Origin of the sequence: Gordonia sp. SL306 (assembly GCF_026625785.1) — a bacterium.
GTDB lineage: Bacteria > Actinomycetota > Actinomycetes > Mycobacteriales > Mycobacteriaceae > Gordonia.
Genome location: NZ_CP113063.1, coordinates 2,884,939 through 2,902,540 on the forward strand (window position 1 = coordinate 2,884,939; position 17,602 = coordinate 2,902,540).

A 17,602-nucleotide genomic window follows, 5' to 3' on the forward strand; every position below is an offset into this window, starting at 1 on the left:
CACGGTGCCCAGACTAGGCCTGTGCCCGGCGGGGCAACCAGACGGCCGTCAGCGCCGGACGCGTGCCGTCACCAGCACGTTGAGGAACCGCAGGCCCAACCCGAGCAGGATCAGGGTGCTGGCCATCTGGATGGACACCGCGACTCGAGCCGCCTGGGAGTCCGCGGCGATGTCGCCGAACCCGGTCGTGGTGAACACGGTGAGGCAGAAGTAGAGCGCGTCGATCCGCGTCAGGTGGGTGTTGAAGCTGCCGGCCGAGTACTCGGAGAACAGGAAGTAGGTCGTCGCGAACGCCACGATGTACAGCGCGGCGATCGCGACGAGCATCTCGACCGCCGTGGCGACCGGATATTCCGAATGTACGAAATGCCGGATCTCCCACGCGCAGAAGGCGATGAGCAGCACTGCACCGAACGCGAGCCCGAAGAAATTCGCCGAGCTCTCCTTCGCGATCGGCAGCAGGAAGTAGCCCGTCAGCAGGACGGTCGCGGCGACGATCGGGCGGACGATCGCCAGGGTGACCTGTCTCCGCCCGATCCGCTGCGTCAGTGCTCGGCGCTCACCCGCACTGCTCGCACCCGGGCCGTTCTCGCCCACACCGTTCTCACCCGCACCGATCGGATTGTCGCTCAACGGGGTTCACCAGATCCGTACGCGCTCCGACTCGTCGAGGTAGAGCTTGTCCCCCGACGAGACGTCGAAGGCTTCGTAGAAGGCGTCGATGTTGCGGATCACGCCGTTGCACCGGAACTCGGGCGGGGAATGCGGGTCGATGGACAGACGCCTGATCGCCTCGGCGTCGCGGGTCTTGGTGCGCCAGATCTGGGCCCAGCTGTAGAAGACCCGCTGCACTCCGGAGAGTCCGTCGATCTCCGGGGGAGTGATGCCCGCCGTCGCGAGTCGGTACGCGACGAGTGCGATTGACAGGCCTCCGAGGTCGCCGATGTTCTCGCCGATGGTGAACTCGCCGTTGACCTTGTACTCCTCGTCGAGGCCGTCCGGTGTGAACTCGCTGTACTGCTCGATGAGTTTGCGTGTGCGCGCGGAGAATTCGGTCCGGTCGTCGTCGGTCCACCAATCGACGAGATTGCCGTCACCGTCGTATTTCGCACCCTGGTCGTCGAATCCGTGCCCGATCTCGTGGCCGATGACGGCCCCGATCCCGCCGTAGTTGGCTGCGGCGTCGGCATCGGGGTCGAAGAACGGCGGCTGGAGGATCGCGGCCGGGAACACGATCTCGTTCATCCCCGGGTTGTAGTACGCGTTCACGGTCTGCGGCGTCATGAACCACTCGTCGTGATCCACCGGTTGGCCGATCTTGGCGAACTCGCGATCCTGCTCGAATGAGGAAGCGCGGGCGATATTTCCGATCAGGTCGCCGCGGTCGACAGCGAGTGCGCCGTAGTCGCGCCAGTGGGCGGGGAAGCCGATCTTGGGGGTGAACTTGCCCAGCTTGGCGAGCGCCTTCTCCCGGGTCGCGGGCGTCATCCACTCCAGATCGGAGATGTTGCGGCGGTAGGCCGCCACCAGATTGTCGATGAGCTCGTCCATCTGGGCCTTGGCTTCGGGGCCGAAGTGCTTGTCGACGTACAGCTTTCCGACGGCGAAGCCCATCGCGTCCTCGACGAAGCCGACTCCGCGCTTCCACCGGTCGCGGATCGACTCGGCGCCGGTGAGGGTGCGGCCGTAGAAGTCGAAGTTCTCGTCGACGAACTCCGAGGACAGGTAGCCCGCGGCGGACCTCAGCAGGCGCCACGTCAACCAGGTCTTCCAGTCTTCGAGCGGCCGCGACGCGATCAACTCCGCTGCGCCGGTGATGAAGGACGGCTGCCCGACGACGACCTCGCCGAACGTTGCGTCGCCGGTCGTGCCCAGCCCGCCGAGCCACGAGTCGACATCGAATGCACCTGCGGCGCCGGTGAAATCGGCCAGGGTCATCAGGTTGTAGGTGAGGTCGGCGTCGCGGCGACGGACCACGTCCCAGTGCTCGGCCGCCACGGCGGTCTCGAGGTCGAGAATGGTCTGCGCTCGGGCGTCGGCATCGTCGTAACCGGCGAGCGCGAACATCCGGCCGACGTGCGCCACGTAGGCGTCCCGGGTCTCGGCGTGCTTGTCCTCGCGGTAATAGGACTCGTCGGGCAGTCCGAGACCGGACTGGACGATGTGCACGAGGTAGCGGTCGGATTGTTTGGCGTCGGTGTCGACGTAGAAGCCGAAGAGTCCGCCGACGCCATGCCGCTGGAGACGGCCGATACGGGTGCTCAACTCGTCGGTCGAACTGATCGCGGCGATCTTCTCGAGCTCGCCGCGGATCGGACCGATCCCGAGGGCGTCGATGTGGTCGGTGTCCATGAACGACGCGTAGAGATCACCGATCTTCTGGGCGTCGGTGCCGCTCTCGGGGTCGGAACCGGCACAAGCGGTGATGATGTCGCGCACGTTCTCCTCGGCGCGATCGCGCAGGACGTGGAAGGCGCCGTCCACCGAGCGGTCGTCGGGGATCACGTGGCTCTGCAGCCATTGGCCGTTGACGTGGGTGAACAGGTCGTCCTGCACGCGGACGTCGGTGTCGACCCAGCTGAGATCGATACCGGAAACGGGCGTGGTGTCTGTCTGTGAAGCGGTCACCCGTCCATCCTGGCATTGCATCCGCGATTCGTCAGCCGGCTCTGCTCGTGGCGCAATCGCTCTACCGTGGGTGTCATGACCGGAACAGCGGACGTGAGCACATATGACGTCGTCGTGATCGGCGGCGGACCGGTGGGCGAGAATGCCGCCGAGTATGCGATCAAGGGCAGCTCCCGAACGGCGGCGATCATCGAGCACGAGCTCGTCGGCGGTGAGTGTTCGTATTGGGCGTGCATGCCGAGCAAGGGGCTGCTGGGTCCGGGCGCCGCGTTGGCCGCAGCGTCCGGGCTGCCGGGTGCGCGCGAGCAGTTGACCCAACCCGCTCCCGACGTGGATGCCGTTCTGCGCTGGCGCGACACCATCACTCATCAGCGCGACGACAGCTCGCAGGTCGACTGGGCATCCGGCGCGGGCATCGACGTGATCCGCGGGCACGGTCGGATCGTCGGCGAGCGGGAGGTCGCTGTGGGTAACCGGGGCGAGCGAAGCGACGGGGAACGTAACCTGCGGGTCGTCGCACGGGAGGCGGTGGTCATCGCGACGGGGAGCACGGCGTCGGTGCCGCCGATCCCGGGATTGCGTGAGGCGCGGCCGTGGACGTCGCGGGACGCGACCAATCTGGTCGACGTCCCGCAACGGATGGTGGTACTCGGTGGCGGGGTGGTCGCGTGCGAGGCCGTCACCTGGCTGCTCGACCTCGGGGTCCGGGACCTGACGATGGTGATCCGCGGCGACCGTGTGCTGCCCAAGGCGGAACCGTTCGTCGGTGAGCAGGTGGCGGCGGGACTCGTTCGGCGCGGCGTCGACGTCCGGTTCGGTGCACAGATCTCGGCCGTCGAACGGCCCGACGTCGCGGACACCGGTTACGGGCACATCCACGGCGGCCCGGCGCGGGTGACGGTGGACGAGGGCGGCGGCAGCTCGGTGCTCGAGGTCGACGAGATCCTGGTGGCCGCCGGAAGGGCCCCGGCGACAGGCGATCTGGGTCTCGATGTGCTGGGCCTCCAGGATTCCGCGCAAGCGAAGCGACCGGAGTTCAGCGGCCCGCTGCGGGTCGACGACCACATGACCGTTCCCGGCCACCTGTGGCTCTACGCGGTCGGCGACGTCAACGGGCGGGTCGCGTTGACGCACATGGGCAAATACCAGGGCCGGGTGGCCGGCGACGTGATCGTCGCGCGGGCGCAGGGACGGCCGCTCGACGGCTCACGGTTCTCCGCCTCGGCCGACCGCGACGCCATCCCGCAGGTGGTGTTCACCCGGCCCGAGATGGCATCGGTCGGCAGGACCGAGGCACAGGCCCGTGAGGACGGCGTCGACGTGGCGATCGCGGAGGCGGACATCGCGGTCGCCGGTTCCTACCTCGTCTCGCCCGACTATGCCGGTCACGCGAAGTTCGTCATCGATCGGTCGCGCGACGTCCTGGTCGGTGCCACGTTCGTCGGCGCGGACACCGCCGAACTCGTCCATTCGGCGACCGTCGCGGTGGTCGGCGAGGTGACCATCGACCGGCTGTGGCATGCGGTGCCGTCGTATCCGACCGTCAGCGAGGTGTGGCTCCGCCTGCTCGAACAACTGCACTGATCACCCAGGACAGGGCGACTGGTCTGACCACTTGACCACTTGACCGCAGGCTCGTACCGTGAGGCGCATGCCGTTCGAGCCGATCGCACCGCGCAGCGTGCCCGAGGATGTGTACGAGCAGATCGTCGAGGGCGTGCTGTCGGGAGACCTCCGGGCAGGCGAGACGCTGCCCAGTGAACGAGAACTCGCCAAGGTGCTCGGGGTGTCGAGGCCCGCGGTCCGGGAAGCACTGCGCCGGGTCGCGGGCGCCGGACTCGTGTCGATCAGGCAGGGGCAGGGCACCCGTGTGCTCGATCCGGTTGCGGCCGGCGGACTCGATCTGCTGCCGCGACTTCTGGTGCGGAACGGGCAGTTGGTCCCCGGGGTGGTGCGGTCGATCGTCGAGGCTCGGGCCCTGATCGGGCCGAAGGTGGCCGAACTCGCCGCGCAGCGGGCCGGCGACGACGAGGTCGAGGCCCTCCGGGCCTGCGTCGAGGAGCTCGCGGCCGAGTCCGACCCGGTGGCCCAACAGGTTGTCGCGCTGGAGTTCTGGAGCCGCGTCATCGACGCGTCGGATTCGATCACGTTCCGCCTGATGTACAACTCGCTACGAGCCGCCTACGAGCCGGCGCTGCCCGCACTCGCGGCGGTGCTCGAACCCGAGGTCGGCAACGTCACGGGCTATCGAGCCGTGGTCGACGCGATCGCCGGGCGCCGGTCGTCGGACGCCGACGTCGCGGCCCGCGCGTTGCTCGCGCCGGCGACCGCGGCGCTCCTCGAACTGTGCGAGGCGCTTGTCGAGTCGTCGGGCACCTCGGACACGCAGCCATGAATCCATCGGGAAGTACAGGGAAACCGCAGATGTCGGATTCGGTCGAGGAGACCGCTGCCGTCGGGGTGCGGGCGCGTCGCCGCGTCGATGCCGACGAGAAACGGTTACGGACGAGTCGCCGGAACGTCACATTACGGTCGGCCTTCGGTGAATTCGTGCGGCATCCGTCGCCGTGGATGATCGCCGGACTACTCGTCGGCGCGGTGGTCGCCCGGGTGTGGGTCGGCGGGTGGGGGCCGGCGGACCTGCTGGTGCCGGTCGTGATGCTCGCGGTGTTCCCGGTGGCCGAGTGGCTGATCCACGTCTTCATCCTGCACTGGCGTCCCAGACGGCTCGGGCCCGTGACGCTCGACACCCTGCTGGCGCGCAAACACCGTGAGCACCACAATGATCCGCGCGACATCCCGCTGATCTTCATTCCCTGGCGGGCCCTGATCCCGGTGCTGATCGCGGCGCTCGCGGTCGCGTTCCTCGGATTCCGTGGCGTCGAGCGGGGACTGACCTTCCTCGTCGTCCTCGGGGCGCTCGGCATCGTCTACGAATGGACGCATTATCTGATCCACACGGACTACCGGCCGCGCTCGCGTCTGTACCGGGCCACGTGGCGCAATCACCGCTTCCATCACTACCGCAACGAGCACTACTGGTTCACCGTCACGACCTCCGGTACGGCCGATCGCCTGCTGCGCACCTATCCGGACCCGGAGTCGGTGCCGAAATCGCCGACCGCAAAGAATCTGCACGGACGTGACACCGTGCCGTAGGGCAGGCTCGGTTGCTCTCGACGGAAATGCTGTTGCCGTCGGTGGGAATTCGGTTGCTGTCGGCGGGTCAGGACATCAGGTCGCGCAGGTCGCGATCCATCGACCAGATGAGGACTTCGGCGTCGGTGCGCGCTGTCAGCGGCTCACCACCGAGGTCGCCTGCGCGGACCGCGTCGCCTTCATCGAGGCGGGTGCCTGCGAGGTCGAGGGTGCCGCGGGTGACGAAGAGGTGGGTGTGCCGTGCTGCGGGCAGGTCGACCGACGACCCGGCCGCGAAACGGGCGGCGTAGAGGGTGGCCGACCGGTTGGCGATCCGGATGGCCGAATCGCGGGCGGGGTCGCCCGATGCGATCGCCACCAGACGGCCCGGCGTGAGCTCGTCGTCGACGTCACGCTGGTCGTAGGAGGGAGCGAGACCCGGCTCGTCGGGCATCACCCACATCTGCACGTAACGGACGGGCGCCACACCGGCCTGCGCGCGGTGTGCCCAACGGTCGTTGCGTTCGGAGTGCTCGATCCCGGTTCCGGCGCTCATCCGTTGTGCCAGTCCGGGATAGACGATTCCGGAGTGGCCCTGCGAGTCCTGGTGAACCAGTGAACCGGACGTGACCCACGTGACGATTTCAGACTCGCGGTGCGGGTGTGTAACGAAGCCTTCACCCGGGGCGACGATTTCATCGTTATTCACCAACAGGACACCGAAATGGGTGTTGGATGGGTCGTAGTGATCGCCGAAGGAGAAAGCATGGCGGGACGTGAGCCACTCGGTCGTCGTTACCGCACGGTCTCCGGCCGGAATCACTCGAAAGTCCATGCCACATTATGGGCCGACTCCGCTCCGGCGACGCCGTCGTCTATGGCCCCCGTCACGTCGTCAGAACTCCGAGACCCGATCGTGACCGCTCGGATCCCCGAATGGAAGCTGGCGGCATCGAAATCCAGTGTGACAAGAGTGAAAATTGAGACTATGAAGATCTGGGCGAAGCGTGCGCCGAAGATGGCCTGCGCAGCGGCAACCTGCAGCGTCGCCGTCGTCGTGCTCAGCGCATGTGGCATCGGCGGCGGGGACGACGACGGTGTGGCCGGTGCGGCCAGACAGTTCGCGGCCGCGATGGAACGGCAGGACGCCGGTGGCGCTGCCGGGTTCACCACTGCGCCGGGACAGGCAGGGGAGGCGCTGACACAGACGCTGCAGGCGATGAACGCCGAGCACGTCGACGTGAACGTGGTGAAACCCGTGGAGTACAGCGACGGGACCGCGTCCTTCTCCTTGAAGACGACGTGGCGATGGGCCAAGGACCGCACCTTCGTGACGACCAGCTCGGGCACTGCGCGGCACCTGTCCACCGGGTGGAAACTCACCTGGGAACCGTCGATCATCTATCCCGGGCTGCCCTATGGCGGTCAGCTGCGCGAGATCCGCACCGATGCGACTCCGGCCCCGACGGTCCGCAGCCAGTCGGGCAAGACCTTCATGTACCTCCAGCCGGTCAACGAGATCATTCTCGATCCGAACCGGACCAAGGACGTCAACCAGTCCGCGCGTGCGTTGGCCCGGACCCTCGCGCCCATCGCGCCGCTGGTGACGACCCAGGTGATCTCGGAGAAGCTCGCCCAGTCCCAGGGCAAACCGGTCACCGCGGTCACGCTGCGTGACCCCGACATGCAGGTCATGACCTCCGACCCCGCCAACGTTGCGGGCGTGACCGTCCGCAAGGCCGGCAAACTGGTGATGGCCGACCGTCGGCTGTCGTCGCCGCTGGAGCCCGGTCTCGCCAATTACTGGCAGGCGATCCGCGACGCCACCGCCGGGTGGCAGGTCCAGATGGTCGGTCCGGGCATCAAGCCCCGCAAGCTGGCAGGCGAACAGGGCCCGGCGGGACCGAGCGTGGACACCACCATCGACCAGAACCTGCAGCTCACCCTGGGTGATGCGGCCGTAGAGGTCGGGCAGCCCGCCACCATCATGGCCCTCGACGCCGGCAGCGGGGCGATCCTCGGTATGGCCCAGAACAGCTACGCCGTCGAACGGGGCATCAACGCCGATTCGGTCCATCCGGTGGGGAGCACGCTGAATCCCGTGCTTGGCGAGGTCGATCGGACGGCAACGGCCAACCAGGAATCCAACGACGCCATCATGGATCGGCTGGGTCTCGGTGTGCAGTTCACCGTCCCCGGTGCCAGCGCGCCGACGGCCGATCAGCCGGGTGTGACCACGGTGGACTTCCGCCCGGGTGACCTGAACGCCTCGATCATGAACATGGGCGCACTGGGCGTCGCGCTGGCGCGCAGCTCGATGGGCCAGATGAGCTCGGTGCCGCCGTTTGTGATCAAGGGTGCACCGACCAACATCGTCGGCGGCAAACTCGGCGAACTCGACGCCGCGACGACGGCACCGATCCTGCAGGCGATGGCGACCACCGCCAAGACCGGCGACGCCAGCGACCTGACCGGGGCGCCCGGTCTGCGGGCACTCGTGGGCACCAATGGCCCGCAGGGGCCGGGCTGGTTCCTCGGACTGCAGGGCGGCAAGGTTCTCGTGATCTACTGCGAGGGCGACAAGTCGGGTACGGCTGCGCTGCAGGTCGCGCAGAAGTACTTCCGGATCAGGTAGTCCGGCGCCGGGCGACGAACCCGGCGGCCGCACGCCATCCGATGAGGAAGACGCCGAGCGAGATGGTGGCGACGATGATGAAGCTGACCGCGACTCCCTGGTGGAGCAGGTAGCGCAGGATCATGCCGACCACGACGGTGCAGAACCAGATGACCACGCCCGCGGGGACGATCTGCTCGGGTCGGAAGTCGTGGCCGAACCAGTCGCTCGACCGGACGTGGGAGAACACGTAGGCGATCGACCAGCCGGCGGCCGCGCCGACCGCGAACGGCCACAGCGTCTGGAGAATCCCGACGACCGCGAGACCTTCCTCGTGGCTGGACCGCCCGATGAGAACGAACACGGTCACCGCGACGAGGTCGATCACTGCGGTCGCCGGCATGGGCAGCGACCGGTGCGACGTCGGGGCGGTGTCCGCGGCGACAGGCGTGGACCTCGACATGGTTGTCACGGTAGCGGGTCGTCGGGTCTGCGGGAACTCTCCCCGCCCGCGTCGGGCTCTGTCGTCTGATCCGGCATACCGTCGTCGATGTCGCGTTCCAGCTCCTCCTCGAGCGTCTCGCCCTTGCGGAAGCTGTTGCGGAACATCACCAGCACCACGACCCAGCCGATCGCCGCGACCAGTACGTAGCTGATCAGCCGGTAGACCAGGACCGCGGTGATGGCGTCGGCGGCCGGCATCCCCGCGCTGGTCAGGGCAGGCACCAGGACGGCGTCGACCACGCCGATCCCGCCGGGCAGGAGTGGTATCGCGGTGCCCACAGCCTTACCGGCCGCGTAGGCGACCATCAGTCCTGCGATGCCCGGATGGGCACCGACCGCCCAACAGGCGAACGCCAGACAGGCGACGTCGGCGACCCAGTTGAACATGCTCCAGGCAAACGAGATCGTCAGATCGCGCCGGGACAGCTGGACGGCGCGCAGCTGCTCGAGGACTTCGACGACCCGCTCGTGTCCGTGGTGCTTCGGCTTGTTGCGGATCTGGTTCAGCCAGTCGAGGATGCGCAGGAGCGTGCTCTGCAGCGACTCGGGGTGGCTGGCGAGGTACTGGAACACCACGACCACCGCGATGAACCCGACGACGGAGAAGAACACGGAGAACGGACTGGTCTTGGCACCGGCGAGGAGTGCACCGCCGAAGCCGAGCACCGCGAGCCCGACACCGGCCAGCAGACCCGACATCACGACCTGCCAGGACGCGACCACGGGGGAGGCACCCCATTTGCGGGTCTCCCGGTACACGAACGCGGGTGACAGCACGGGCCCGCCCGGCATGGTCTGGCTCACCGAATTGGAGGCCAGGACCACCGACAGAGACTGCCACTGGGTGACCCGGACACCCGCGGATCGCAGCAGCGCGCGCTGTACCTGGGCGAAGCTGTCCATCGAGAGGAGCGCGGCGACGATACTCGCCAGGATCCACACCCAGTCGAGGTCGCCGATCCGGTGCCACGCCTCTTCCAGGCTGGGCGAGATCAGTACCACCTCGACGGCCAGGACAGCCACCACGACGGCCAGCAACACCCACCGCAGCCACCAGAAACGCCGACGGGGCGCGACGCGCCCCGCTTCTGGTCTGTCGGTCGACATAGCCCACACCATATCCACAGCTAGGCTGGCAGCTGTGAGCGATGCCGACACCGCCGGCCGCGCGCGGGATGATGATGCCCGCGACCGAGGCGCCCAGGTCCGTGCCGACGGTGATGGTGAAAGCCGCCCCGGGAGCCCCCTGAACGTGGCCCTCGTCGATCGCGAGAAGGTCCATCCGCTGGTTCGGGCCGGTGCCGAATGGGGCTGGCGACTGCTGGTGATCGCGGCCGTGGTCTACGTGCTGCTGATGGCCTTCCAGGAGTTCGAGGAAGTGCTGGTGCCGGTGGCCCTGGCGATTCTCGGCGCGGCCATGCTGGTGCCGGTGGTGGACTGGCTCGATCGTCACCGCGTGCCCCGGTCACTCGCGGTGCTGATCACGATCGTCGTGGCGCTGGGTCTGCTCAGCCTGGTGATGACATTCGTGGTGCAGGAGTTCATCCGCGGCTTTCCCGAACTGACCAAGCAGATCACCGTCACCATCGACCGCTCGCGCGACTGGCTGGTCGACGGCCCGCTGAAGGTCGACGACGACCAGGTCAGCAACATCGGCAACGACATCACCGATTTCCTGCAGCACAACCAGGACAAGGTCACCAGCGGTGCCCTCGCGACCGCCACCACGGCCACCGAGATCGTCACCGGCGCGTTGCTCACGGTGTTCCTGCTGATCTTCTTCCTCTACGGCGGCGGACAGATCTGGACGTTCGTCACCAAGCTCGTGCCGCACGGGACCCGTGGTCGGGTGCGCGCCGCGGGCACCGCCGGGTTCGGCACGCTCGTCGGTTATGTGCGCGCGACGGTGGCGGTGGCGTTCGTCGACGCCCTGGGCATCGGCGTCGGCCTGGCGATTCTCGGTGTCCCGCTGGCGCTTCCGCTGGCGTCGCTGGTCTTCCTCGGGGCCTTCATCCCGATCGTCGGCGCGCTGGTGACCGGCACTCTGGCGGTGGTGGTCGCCCTGGTCACCCAGGGCTGGATCGCGGCGGTCATCTCCCTGGCCATCGTGGTCGGGGTGATGCAGGTGGAGAGTCATGTGCTGCAGCCGTTCCTGCTCGGCCGGTCGGTGCGGCTTCATCCGGTTGCCGTGGTGCTCGCCATCGCGGCCGGGATCGTCTCCGCGGGCATCGTGGGAGGTCTGCTCGCGGTGCCGCTGATCGCGTTCGGCAACACCGCGGTCCGGCATCTGGCCGGCAGCGCGGCGCGGGCACGCGAGCACGACGATGGCGCCACCGGCCGGCTCTACACCGCCGAGCCCGACGAGCCGAAGTGGGATCGCCGGGCCGCCGTCGACGAGGCGGAGTCGGGGGAGGATGACCGGCAGGATCCGTCAGGGCGGTCGGACACGACCGACGAGGTGCCGTCCACGGAGCAGACGCCCCGCGACGACGAGTGAGACGCAGGTGATCTCCCGTCGCGTGACCGAACCGCGTGACCCCGGCCGGGCGCGCCGGCTCGCCATGGAGGCCGACACCGACCCGGTTGGCCCGTTGTGGCGCGCCGCGCAGCTGTTCCGGTTCCTCTCTTACCTCTACGCCCTCGGATTCCAGATCGCCGTCAACGACGACCTCCTCCACGACGATGTGGCATGGGCGCTGTTCGGTGTGCTCTCGGCCTGGACGCTCGTCGTCGGCATCGCCTATTACGCGGGCTTCGGCCGCACTCCGTACTGGGTGGGGGCCGAGGTCGCGGTGGCCTGCGGTCTGATGCTCACCACGTCGTACGTGGCCGAGACGTCGTGGGCGCTGAACAATCAGACCTGGCCGACCACGCTGTGGGCGGTCAACGCGGTCATCTCGGTTGCGCTGCTCGCCGGGCCGATCTGGGGCATGGTGTCGGGTCTGCTGGTCGGCGGCACCAGTGCATTCGTGAAGGGCGCATTCGACCTGAACCTCGGTCGCAACGCGACGATCATCATCATCGTGGCCACCGGTATGGCGGTCGGGCTCGCAGCCGTGATCGCGCGGCGCGCCCACGCCGTCCTGGTCCGGGCGGCCGGGATCGCCGCGGCCACCGAAGAGCGCGAGCGGCTGTCGCGCGAAGTGCACGACGGGGTGCTGCAGGTACTCGCGCTGATCGCGAAACGCGGCCGGGAGATCGGCGGTCCCACCACCGAACTCGCCGAGCTGGCGGGTGAGCAGGAGCGGGCGTTGCGGACATTGGTCTCCGACGCCGGACGGATCGGCATCTCAGACACCGGTGTCTCACGCACCGGCACCGACCGCGCGGTGGCCGACCTCGGGGTGATCCTGCGTGGGTTGGCTGCCGAGCGGGTGTCGGTCAGCGCGCCCGCGACACCGGTGGTGATCGATACCGTTGTCGCCGAGGAGATCCGGGCTGCGGTACGGAACATGCTCGACAATGTCAGCCATCATGCCGGCGCGGGCGCGCAGGCCTTCGTGCTGCTCGAGGATCTCGGTGATCGCGTGGTGGTGAGTGTGCGCGACGACGGGGTCGGGATTCCGGCCGGCCGCGTCGAGGAGGCGAAAAGTCAGGGTCGCATGGGTATCTCGACGTCGATCATCGGCCGCGTGGAGGCGCTCGGCGGGACGGCGATACTCGATTCCGGACCCGGCGCCGGCACAGAATGGGAACTGACGATTCCGGTCGAGCGGGAGGCCTGATGGCGAGCACGGACAGTACGGCCGACGACGCACGGACCGTTGCGTCGGACGCAGGGGCCGCCCGCACGGTCCGGGTGATGGTGGTCGACGACCATCCGATCTGGCGCGACGGCGTGGCCCGGGACCTCGCCGACGAGGGCTTCGAGGTGGTCGCGACCGCCGACGGCGTCGGCAGCGCCCGGCGTCGGGCCGGCGCCGTGACGCCCGACGTCGTACTGATGGACATGCAGTTGCCGGACGGGACCGGCGCGGATGCGACGACGGCCGTGCTCGAGGTGTCGCCGTCGTCACGGGTGCTGGTGCTGTCGGCCTCCGATGAGCGCGACGACGTCCTGGAGGCCGTCAAGGCCGGGGCGAGTGGATATCTCGTGAAGTCGTCGTCGAAGGCGGAGTTGGTCGCCGCGGTGCGCGCGATCGCCGACGGTCAGGCGGTGTTCACGCCGGGACTCGCGGGCCTGATCCTGGGTGAGTACCGGAGGATGTCGGCCGAACCGGATCCCGGTCACCTCCGGCCGTCACTCACCGATCGGGAGACCGAGGTGCTGCGTCATGTCGCAAAAGGATTGAGCGCCAAGCAGATCGCCACGAGGCTGTCGCTGAGCCACCGCACCGTCGAGAACCACGTGCAGGCCACGCTGCGCAAGCTGCAACTCGGCAACCGGGTGGAGCTCACGAGGTACGCGATCGAGCACGGGTTGGACGAGTGAGGGGTCGGCTGCGCCCCGACGGTCAGGTCTCCGGGTGACTCCGGACGATCATCACCGGGCAGGGCGCGACGTGTAGGACGGCTCGGCTGGTGGAGCCCAGCAGCAACCCGCGGAACCCGCCGCGGCCACGGCTGCCGAGCACCACGAGTTGTGCGTCACCAGCGGCCTCGAGGATGCGCTGTGCGGCCGGCTCGGCGGCGACGACGGTTTCGACCTCGACGTCGGGATGGTCTTCGCGATGGCCGGCCAACTGTTCGCCCACCAACTCGGTGGCTTCCTCGTGCAGTTGCCGCAGCAGTTGTTCGGCCTGGCCGTAGAACATCTGGCTGGTGAACCCGGGGTAGCTGTGTACGGCGACGACGGAGGTGTTCAACAACGACGCCTGCTCGAGCGCGTGCACGATCGCTGCCTTCGACACCGGCGAACCGTCGACGCCGACCACCACCGGTCCGGTGGCCGGTGAATCTCCGCTGATCACCACGACCGGGCAGTCGGCATGGGCGGTCACGTTGGTGCTGACCGAGCCGAGCAGCAGGCCCCGCACCCCACCGAGGCCGCGGCTGCCCATCGCGAGAAGGTGTGCGTGGCCCGAGACCTCCCGCAGCACGAGTGCGGGTTTGCCGTCGACGACGCGGCCCGTGGTGATGACGTCCGGTGCCAGTTCCTCGGCGAGGGTGGTGGCGTCCTGGACGACTTTCTCCGCGTCGGCGCGCAGAGCGTCGACGACACCCTGTTTGAACACCACGCCGCGGGCGATCTCGGCGGTGGGTTTCTCGAGTGCCTGCACGATGTTCAGCGGCCGCTTCTCCCGGTTGGCCGCCGCGGCCGCCCAGCGCAGCGCTCCGAGTGACGTTTCCGAACCGTCCACCGCTGCGACGATCGGTACATCCAACGCGGACATGTGAGTGCCTCCTCGCTTGCAGGTCGGGCCGTCAGGTCCCCCCGCTCCGTCGTCGACTTCTGACGACGGTCATGCGATTCGTGCGGGGGCCGCGACCCACCCGGTGTACGACCCCTCGAGCCAAACGTAACCCGATCGGCGGTCGCGCCGCGCGTGATTGACGACTCCGGGGAGCTCAGCTGTCCGAACGACTGCGCCGCAACAGGTCCTGCACGCTGATCTGCGAACCGTCCCCGTCGGCGTCCGACCGGGCGTGCCGGTCCGTTCCTCGGCGCCGACCGTCCTGGGACGGACGTTCGTCGCCGTCGGCGGACGGATGCGAGTCGCTCAGGCCGCGTTCCATCGGCGACCCGCCGGAGCGCGTCGTCGGCGACGGCGAAGCGGAGCGGTGCCCCTCGGGCGACAACGACGCGGCCAGCGGACGCTTGCCGGTGGTGTCGAGCGCGGGACGCCGACCGAGCGGTGAATCGTCGCGGCCCGGGTTCGCCTGCGGCGGTACCGGTCCGGGACCGGGACGCGATGTCGGGACGCCGGGTGGCGTCCGCGGCTGCTGCGGTGGCTGCGGCGGCGGTCCGGACGGACGGACGGTGGCCGGCTGCGACGCCGACGGGCGGGCCGGCTCGTCGGAGGCCAGGCGGATACCGCCGGCGCCGAGACGCCAGCTACCGGTGTCCGGTCCCGACGAACGATCGCGCGCGGTCCGCCCGAGGCGCGGGGCAGGCGGCGCTGCCGGGGCCGGGGGTGCGGTGGCGGGCCGTCCCTGCGGGCCCGAGGGCGGCGCGGACGGGCCGACGCGCGCCCCGCTCGCTGCGGCTGCGGGTGCGCTCGGTTGTGGTTCGGCAGCCATGTCGGGGCGGGGTGCAGGCGGGCGGCCGGGAGCGGGGGCCCCGCGATCCGGTGCCCGACGGTTCGACCTCGCCTGAGCCGGTTGAGCTGATTGAGCAGGCTGGGCAACGGTCCGGGCGGGCTGTGCCGCCGCCCGGTTCGGTTCCGGGCGCGTCGTCGCACGTGCGGCGGTCTCCGGACGCGCAACCGCTCGGGGTGCGGCCGACATCGCCGAGGTGGGGGCCTCGGCAGCCAACGTGCCAACCGACCGCGAACGGGCGGAAGCGACACCGTCACGGAGTTCGTCGGGCTCGTCGTCGAGGACGGTCTCGCCCAGGCCGATCTTCTGCTGGAGCACACGCATCCAGCGGGGCGCCCACCAGCAGTCGTCGCCGAGGAGTTTCATCACCGACGGCACCAGGAGCATGCGGATGATCGTGGCGTCGAGGATGAGCGCTGCGATCATGCCGTACGCGATGTACTTCATCATCACGATCTCGGAGAGGCCGAACGCCCCGGTGACCACCACGAGGATCGCCGCGGCGGCCGTGATGATGCGACCGGTGTGTGCGGTACCGACGCGTACCGCCTCGGTGGTGGACGCGCCCTTCTGTCTGGCCTCCACCATTCGGGACAACAGGAATATCTCGTAGTCGGTGGACAGGCCGAACACGATCGCGATGATCAGCACCAGGACCGCGGCGAACAGCGGGCCGGGCGTGAAGTTCGCGATCCCGGCACCGTGCCCGTCGACGAAGATCCAGGTGAGGATGCCCAGCGTGGCACCGAGGCCGAGCGCGGACATCAGCGCCGCCTTGATCGGGAGCACCACCGACCCGAATGCCAGGAACATGAGGAATCCGGTGACCAGCACCAACAACACGGCCATCAGCGGTAGCCGCGACATCAGCGCGTCGATCGAGTCCTGGGTGAGTGCCGGGGTACCGGCCACCCACATCTTCAGGCCGTGCGTGTCGATGCCGCGCAGTTCCTTGATGGCCTCGGCCGCGGTGTCACGGTTCACCAGACCGGCCGACATCTGGATGACCGGCGGCCCGTTGTCGCCGTACTGGCCGGTCAGCGCGCCGCTGTCGGCGGACGGACTGAACTGTTTGGTGAAGCCCGGGATCTTGTTGGCCTCGTCGGCGATGTCGTTGATCTTGTCGCCGCTGTCGTTGTCGTTCGGGTCATACGCGACGACCAGCTTGATCTCTTCGGTGCGTTCGGTTGGGAAGTACTTGTCGAAGTTCTCCTGGGCGACCCGGTTCGGGTTGTCGGGCGGCAGGTAGGCCTCGCTGATGCCGCCGAATTTGATGCCGCCGAACGGGATGGTCAGCACGAGCAGGATCAGCACTGTCGGGACCGCGGTGGCGATCGGGTGGCGCATCACCCAGCCGGACAGGCGGCCCCAGAAGCCGTCCTCGACCTCCTGGCGGGTCTTGGTGCGGCGCAAGAAGGGCAGACCCAGCGCGTCGATCCGCTTGCCCAGGATGCTCAGGATCGCGGGCAACACCGTGAGGGACAGGATGGCGGCGAGCGAGACCGAGGCGATCGCGCCGTAGGCGACCGACTTCAGGAAGCCCTGCGGCATGATCAGCAGACACGCCAGCGCGGCGACGATGATGGTCGCCGAGAACACCACGGTCTGTCCCGCGGTCATCACGGTTCTTCGTACCGCGGCCTTGGTGGAGTATCCCTCCGCGAGTTCCTCTCGGAAACGACTGACGATGAACAGGCCGTAGTCGATCGCGATGCCCAGCCCGATCAGGGTGACCACCGACTGGGCGAAGATGTTGAGCTCAGTGATCTGGGCGAGCACCTTCATGATGCCCAGCGAGCCCGCGATGGTGAGACCGCCGATGAGGACGGGGAGACACGCGGCGACCACACCGCCGAAGATGAAGAAGAGCATGATCGCCACCAAGGGCAGCGCGATCACCTCGGCTCGGTGGATGTCCTTGTCCATGCCGTCGGCCATGCTGCCTGCCACCGGCTGTAGGCCCGCGAGCTCGAAATTCGTCCCCTCGAGGTTGAATCTCTCCGGGATGTTGTCGAAGGACGGCTGAATCGTCTTGTAGTTCTGCAGGACCGTCGTGTCGTCGTCGCCCTTGACGCCGATACTGATGAACGCATGTGTCTTGTCCGGACTGAATGTCCGGTCTCGGATGGTGTCCTGGGCCGCCTTCGACGTTGCGCTCTGGTCACGCAGGTAGAACGGGTCGATGAGGCCCGGATCCTCGCGATTGACCACGTCGCCGTGCTGGGAGATCAGGTCGTCGACGAAGTTCTCCACCTTCGCGCCGAACTCCGGATCGTCGACCGTGGTGCCCGCGGGCGGGGTGATGAGCAGGATGACGTCCGAGCGGTGATCTCGGCCGAGCGCGGTGTCGGCGACGACCGAACCCTGCGACGACTCCGACGTCGGATCGAACCAGCCGCTCTGGCTGAGATGCTTCGACAGGTCGAGGCCGTAGAGTCCGAGCCCCGCCATGAGGGCGATGAGTACGCCGATGACGGCAAAGCGCATTCGATAGACGAAAGTGCCGATGGCTCCGAACAC

Annotated in this window: 14 protein-coding genes; 7 read left to right on the plus strand and 7 right to left on the minus strand. The window is 68.3% G+C overall.

Annotation, left to right across the window (positions count from 1 at the left end):
• Positions 1-48 precede the first annotated feature (48 nt).
• A complete protein-coding gene (locus OVA31_RS13185) occupies positions 49-549 on the minus strand; it encodes an ion channel (protein WP_420714211.1) in 501 nt (166 codons plus the stop codon).
• A 90-nt stretch (positions 550-639) separates the two neighbouring features.
• A complete protein-coding gene (locus OVA31_RS13190) occupies positions 640-2,628 on the minus strand; it encodes a M13 family metallopeptidase (RefSeq protein WP_324290093.1) in 1,989 nt (662 codons plus the stop codon).
• Between the two features lie 75 nt (positions 2,629-2,703).
• On the opposite strand from OVA31_RS13190, the gene OVA31_RS13195 reads away from it, so the two are divergent.
• From OVA31_RS13195 to OVA31_RS13205, 3 genes are all read left to right on the plus strand, one after another.
• Complete coding sequence (locus tag OVA31_RS13195; protein WP_267627105.1) at positions 2,704-4,212, plus strand: dihydrolipoyl dehydrogenase family protein; 1,509 nt, start codon at positions 2,704-2,706, stop codon at positions 4,210-4,212.
• A gap of 67 nt (positions 4,213-4,279) precedes the next feature.
• Complete coding sequence (locus tag OVA31_RS13200; protein ID WP_267627106.1) at positions 4,280-5,023, plus strand: FadR/GntR family transcriptional regulator; 744 nt, start codon at positions 4,280-4,282, stop codon at positions 5,021-5,023.
• 29 nt (positions 5,024-5,052) lie between these two features.
• On the plus strand, positions 5,053-5,787 hold the full coding sequence (locus OVA31_RS13205) for a sterol desaturase family protein (protein WP_267627107.1): 735 nt from the start codon (positions 5,053-5,055) through the stop codon (positions 5,785-5,787).
• A gap of 67 nt (positions 5,788-5,854) precedes the next feature.
• Here OVA31_RS13205 and OVA31_RS13210 read toward each other — a convergent pair whose 3' ends face one another.
• Positions 5,855-6,601: a pirin family protein gene (locus OVA31_RS13210; protein WP_267627108.1), complete on the minus strand. Its 747-nt coding sequence runs from the start codon at positions 6,599-6,601 to the stop codon at positions 5,855-5,857.
• Between the two features lie 153 nt (positions 6,602-6,754).
• Here OVA31_RS13210 and OVA31_RS13215 point away from each other — a divergent pair, with 153 nt between their 5' ends.
• Entirely contained in the window at positions 6,755-8,401 is a 1,647-nt protein-coding gene (locus OVA31_RS13215; RefSeq protein ID WP_267627109.1) for an NTF2-like N-terminal transpeptidase domain-containing protein, read from the plus strand.
• Here the strand turns inward: OVA31_RS13215 and OVA31_RS13220 are convergent.
• Both OVA31_RS13220 and OVA31_RS13225 read right to left on the minus strand, forming a co-directional pair.
• Complete coding sequence (locus OVA31_RS13220) at positions 8,394-8,843, minus strand: DUF3054 domain-containing protein (protein ID WP_267627110.1); 450 nt, start codon at positions 8,841-8,843, stop codon at positions 8,394-8,396. The two genes, OVA31_RS13215 and OVA31_RS13220, sit on opposite strands and share 8 nt — an antisense overlap.
• Positions 8,844-8,848: 5 nt before the next feature.
• Positions 8,849-9,991, minus strand: a complete 1,143-nt coding sequence (locus OVA31_RS13225) for a lysylphosphatidylglycerol synthase transmembrane domain-containing protein (protein WP_267627111.1) — start codon at positions 9,989-9,991, stop codon at positions 8,849-8,851.
• A gap of 139 nt (positions 9,992-10,130) precedes the next feature.
• Here OVA31_RS13225 and OVA31_RS13230 point away from each other — a divergent pair, with 139 nt between their 5' ends.
• The 3 genes from OVA31_RS13230 (at position 10,131) to OVA31_RS13240 (ending at position 13,316) form a co-directional block, all read left to right on the plus strand.
• Positions 10,131-11,381, plus strand: coding sequence for an AI-2E family transporter (locus tag OVA31_RS13230; protein WP_267631514.1), 1,251 nt, complete (start codon positions 10,131-10,133; stop codon positions 11,379-11,381).
• A 64-nt stretch (positions 11,382-11,445) separates the two neighbouring features.
• Entirely contained in the window at positions 11,446-12,609 is a 1,164-nt protein-coding gene (macS, locus tag OVA31_RS13235) for a MacS family sensor histidine kinase (RefSeq protein WP_267631515.1), read from the plus strand.
• Between the two features lie 77 nt (positions 12,610-12,686).
• Positions 12,687-13,316 carry a response regulator gene (locus tag OVA31_RS13240; RefSeq protein ID WP_267631516.1) on the plus strand — a complete coding sequence of 210 codons (630 nt, stop codon included), beginning with the start codon at positions 12,687-12,689 and terminating at the stop codon, positions 13,314-13,316.
• 22 nt (positions 13,317-13,338) lie between these two features.
• On the opposite strand, the gene OVA31_RS13245 is transcribed toward OVA31_RS13240, so the two are convergent.
• Both OVA31_RS13245 and OVA31_RS13250 read right to left on the minus strand, forming a co-directional pair.
• Positions 13,339-14,217, minus strand: a complete 879-nt coding sequence (locus OVA31_RS13245) for a universal stress protein (RefSeq protein ID WP_267627112.1) — start codon at positions 14,215-14,217, stop codon at positions 13,339-13,341.
• A gap of 175 nt (positions 14,218-14,392) precedes the next feature.
• Positions 14,393-17,602, minus strand: coding sequence for an MMPL family transporter (locus OVA31_RS13250; protein WP_267627113.1), 3,210 nt, complete (start codon positions 17,600-17,602; stop codon positions 14,393-14,395).

Bases quoted from the DNA above. Each gene is read 5' to 3' on its own strand.
- OVA31_RS13195 (WP_267627105.1), top strand. From the start codon at position 2,704: ATGACCGGAACAGCGGACGTGAGCACATATGACGTCGTCGTGATCGGC.
- OVA31_RS13200 (WP_267627106.1), top strand. From the start codon at position 4,280: ATGCCGTTCGAGCCGATCGCACCGCGCAGCGTGCCCGAGGATGTGTAC.
- OVA31_RS13205 (WP_267627107.1), top strand. From the start codon at position 5,053: ATGTCGGATTCGGTCGAGGAGACCGCTGCCGTCGGGGTGCGGGCGCGT.
- OVA31_RS13210 (WP_267627108.1), bottom strand. From the start codon at position 6,601: ATGGACTTTCGAGTGATTCCGGCCGGAGACCGTGCGGTAACGACGACC.
- OVA31_RS13215 (WP_267627109.1), top strand. From the start codon at position 6,755: ATGAAGATCTGGGCGAAGCGTGCGCCGAAGATGGCCTGCGCAGCGGCA.
- OVA31_RS13220 (WP_267627110.1), bottom strand. From the start codon at position 8,843: ATGTCGAGGTCCACGCCTGTCGCCGCGGACACCGCCCCGACGTCGCAC.
- OVA31_RS13225 (WP_267627111.1), bottom strand. From the start codon at position 9,991: ATGTCGACCGACAGACCAGAAGCGGGGCGCGTCGCGCCCCGTCGGCGT.
- macS (WP_267631515.1), top strand. From the start codon at position 11,446: ATGGAGGCCGACACCGACCCGGTTGGCCCGTTGTGGCGCGCCGCGCAG.
- OVA31_RS13240 (WP_267631516.1), top strand. From the start codon at position 12,687: ATGGTGGTCGACGACCATCCGATCTGGCGCGACGGCGTGGCCCGGGAC.
- OVA31_RS13245 (WP_267627112.1), bottom strand. From the start codon at position 14,217: ATGTCCGCGTTGGATGTACCGATCGTCGCAGCGGTGGACGGTTCGGAA.